This is a genomic window from Cellulomonas sp. P4_B5_2 (genome assembly GCF_056402235.1).
This window is the reverse complement of sequence record NZ_JBFUHU010000472.1, coordinates 1-2851: the sequence shown is the minus strand read 5'-3', so window position 1 is coordinate 2851 and position 2851 is coordinate 1. Positions and strand designations below refer to the sequence as shown.

3 protein-coding genes and 1 pseudogene are annotated in these 2851 nt (G+C 71.7%); 1 reads left to right on the top strand and 3 read right to left on the bottom strand.

Annotated elements, in window-relative coordinates; all coding sequences use genetic code 11:
• On the bottom strand, window positions 1-187 hold a 187-nt coding region (locus tag AC1DUQ_RS21275; protein WP_477074579.1), incomplete at its 3' end, for a hypothetical protein.
• A gap of 122 nt (window positions 188-309) precedes the next feature.
• Between AC1DUQ_RS21275 and AC1DUQ_RS21270 the strand changes: the two are divergent.
• Window positions 310-720 (top strand): annotated as a pseudogene (locus AC1DUQ_RS21270) (arsenate reductase/protein-tyrosine-phosphatase family protein); the annotation flags it as partial.
• A gap of 165 nt (window positions 721-885) precedes the next feature.
• Here AC1DUQ_RS21270 and AC1DUQ_RS21265 read toward each other — a convergent pair.
• Entirely contained in the window at window positions 886-2385 is a 1500-nt protein-coding gene (locus tag AC1DUQ_RS21265; RefSeq protein WP_477060071.1) for an NCS2 family permease, read from the bottom strand.
• A gap of 42 nt (window positions 2386-2427) precedes the next feature.
• Window positions 2428-2851 (bottom strand): CAP domain-containing protein (locus tag AC1DUQ_RS21260; RefSeq protein ID WP_477074578.1); only part of this gene is annotated, 424 nt, incomplete at its 5' end.

Here is a 2851-nt window from a genome sequence, read left to right as displayed (position 1 = left end):
CCAGCCAGACGCCGAGCCCGATCACGACGGCGAGCGCGAGCCCGCACCCGACGAGCACGCGCTTGAGCACCCGTCGACGCCGCGCGCGGGCGTACGAGGTGCGCCGGCGGCGGACCGTCTCCGGGTGCTGCGGCGCCTCCGGGACGGGCTGCGCGTTCCAGCCGTCCCCCCATCCCGGGTGCGTCACGACGTCTCTCTCCCCCTGGCCCACCCGCCGCCCGGGAGGGCGACCGCGGTCGGAATCGTACCGGCGCGTCCTGAGTCCCCTTGTCGGAGCGGGTGGAAACTCTGCGCCGATCGGGTCACTCGATGCCGGGATGTGCGCCCGGGGACCGCAAGATGGTCCCCATGACCCCCTCTGACCTGGCCGGGCCCTTGCGCGTCCTCGTCGTCTGCACCGGCAACATCTGCCGGTCGCCGGCGGCGGAGCGGCTGCTGGCCGCCGGACTCGGTGCGGCGTACCGCGGCCGCGACGCCACCGGCGGGCTGGCGCCGGCGATCGAGGTCGGCTCGGCCGGCACTGGCGCGATGGTCGGCCACCCGATGACCGACGAGATCGCGGCCCTCGTGGCGGCGCAGGGTGTCGACCCCCGCAACTTCGAGGCGCGGCAGCTGGTGGCCGGCATGGTGCAGCAGGCCGACCTGGTGCTCGCACTGACGCGGCGGCACCGGTCCGCCATCGTCGAGCTGGTCCCCGCCGCCGTGCGCCGCACGTTCACGCTGCGGGAGCTGGCCCGGCTGGCCGCGGACGTCGACCCCGCGACGCTCCCCGGCTCCAACGCGACCACGGCCGACCGCCTGCGGGCGCTCATCCCGGTCGCCGCGGCCCGCCGCGGCCTGTCGGCGCACCGTCCGTCACGGACCCGGCCCCTCGCACGTGAGCTGTCAGATGCCGAACGCAGCCTTGATCGGGCCGATGAGGAAGTAGGCGACGAACAGGGCCGACGCCAGCCACATGAACGTGTGGATCTCGCGGACCTTGCCGACGGCCAGCTTGATCACGACGAACGTGATGATGCCCGCACCGATGCCGGCCGTGATCGAGTACGAGAACGGCATGATGATGATGGTGAGGAACGCCGGGATGGCGACCTCCCAGTTGCGCCAGTTGATGCCGGCGATCTGGGTGACCATGAGGAAGCCGACGACGACGAGCGCCGGGGTGGCCGCCTCGAACGGGACCAGCGCGACCAGCGGCGACAGGAACGTGGCCAGCAGGAACGCGATGCCCGTGACGACCGCCGCCAGCCCGGTGCGCGCACCGTCGCCGACGCCCGACGCGGACTCGATGTAGCTCGTGTTGGACGAGACGCTGCCCGCACCGCCGGCCGCCGCGGCGATCGAGTCGACGATGAGGATCTGCTTGGTCTTCGGCGGGTTGCCGTCCTTGTCGAGCAGGCCGGCCTCGCCGCCGACGGCGACCATGGTGCCCATCGTGTCGAAGAAGTCGGCCAGCAGCAGCGAGAACACCAGCAGGATGACCGCGACCAGGCCGATGGACTCGATGGAGCCGAACAGCGAGAACTGGCCGACCAGCGAGAAGTCCGGCTTCGCGAAGATGCCGCCCTCGGGCCAGTGCGGGACCTCGAGCGACCAACCGGCGGGGTTGACCACGGCCCCGGTCTCGTCGGTCTTGCTCCCGATGTTGCCGACCAGCTCGATGACGAACGCCAGCGCGCTCGCGGAGACGATCGAGATGAGGATGGCGCCCCGGACCTTGCGGACCATGAGGATGATGGCGAGCAGCAGCCCGAACACGAACACCAGGAGCGGCCAGCTGGCCAGGGAGCCGGCGATGCCGAGCTCCACCGGGGTGGCCATGCTGGCGGGGATCCGCACGAAGCCGGCGTCGACCAGGCCGATGAAGGCGATGAACAGGCCGATGCCGACGCTGATGGCGGTCTTCAGCTCCAGCGGGACGGCGCGGAACACAGCCTCGCGGAAGCCGGTGAGCACCAGGACCAGGATGATCAGGCCCTCGAGGACCACCAGGCCCATCGCGTCCTGCCAGGACATGCCCGGCAGCGAGGCGATGGAGTAGGCGACGACGGCGTTCAGGCCGAGCCCGGCCGCGAGCGCCAGGGGGAAGTTGGCGACGACGCCCATGAGGATCGACATCACGCCGGCGACCAGCGCGGTCGTCGCCGCCACGGCTGCCAGGTTCGGGGCGTCGCCGCCGCCGAGGAACAGGCCGTCGCCGGACTGGACGGTCCCGATGATCAGCGGGTTGAGCACGATGATGTAGCACATCGTGAAGAAGGTGACGAGACCACCACGGATCTCGGTACCGATGGTCGAACCGCGCTCGGTGATCTTGAAGTAGCGGTCGACGGCGTTCGTCGGGGGCGCAGGACGCTCTGTCTGCGTGGAGGGGGTCGAAGACATGCGCGCAGTGTGGCAGAACTGTGTGACCCGGATGTTGCGTACTCAGCCCAGGAACACCTGCGCGCAGAGCTGACCCTTCGGGCTCGGGGTACAGGCGACGCCGATCTGCGTGTACGTCGGGTTGAGGATGTTCGCGCGGTGCCCCTCGGACCCCATCCACCCCGCGACCACGGCCAGCGGCGTCGGGTAGCCGAGGGCCAGGTTCTCCCCGACGGCACGTGCCGCGCACGCCTCCAGCACGGGCTCCAGCGGGTCGTGCTCGAACCGGTCCTCGGCCACGAGCAGGGCGGTGCGCGCCGCGGCCTGCTCCGTCCCGCACGCCGAGACGGCCAGAGGTGCCAGGCCGGCGGCGGTGCGCTCTGCGTTGGTGCGCGTGACGATCTCGTCGCTGATCGTCGGGGCCGGGGCTGCGGCGGGCGCCTGCGACGCCGCGGGCGGTGTGGCGGCCGTCGGGGCTGCCCCAGGT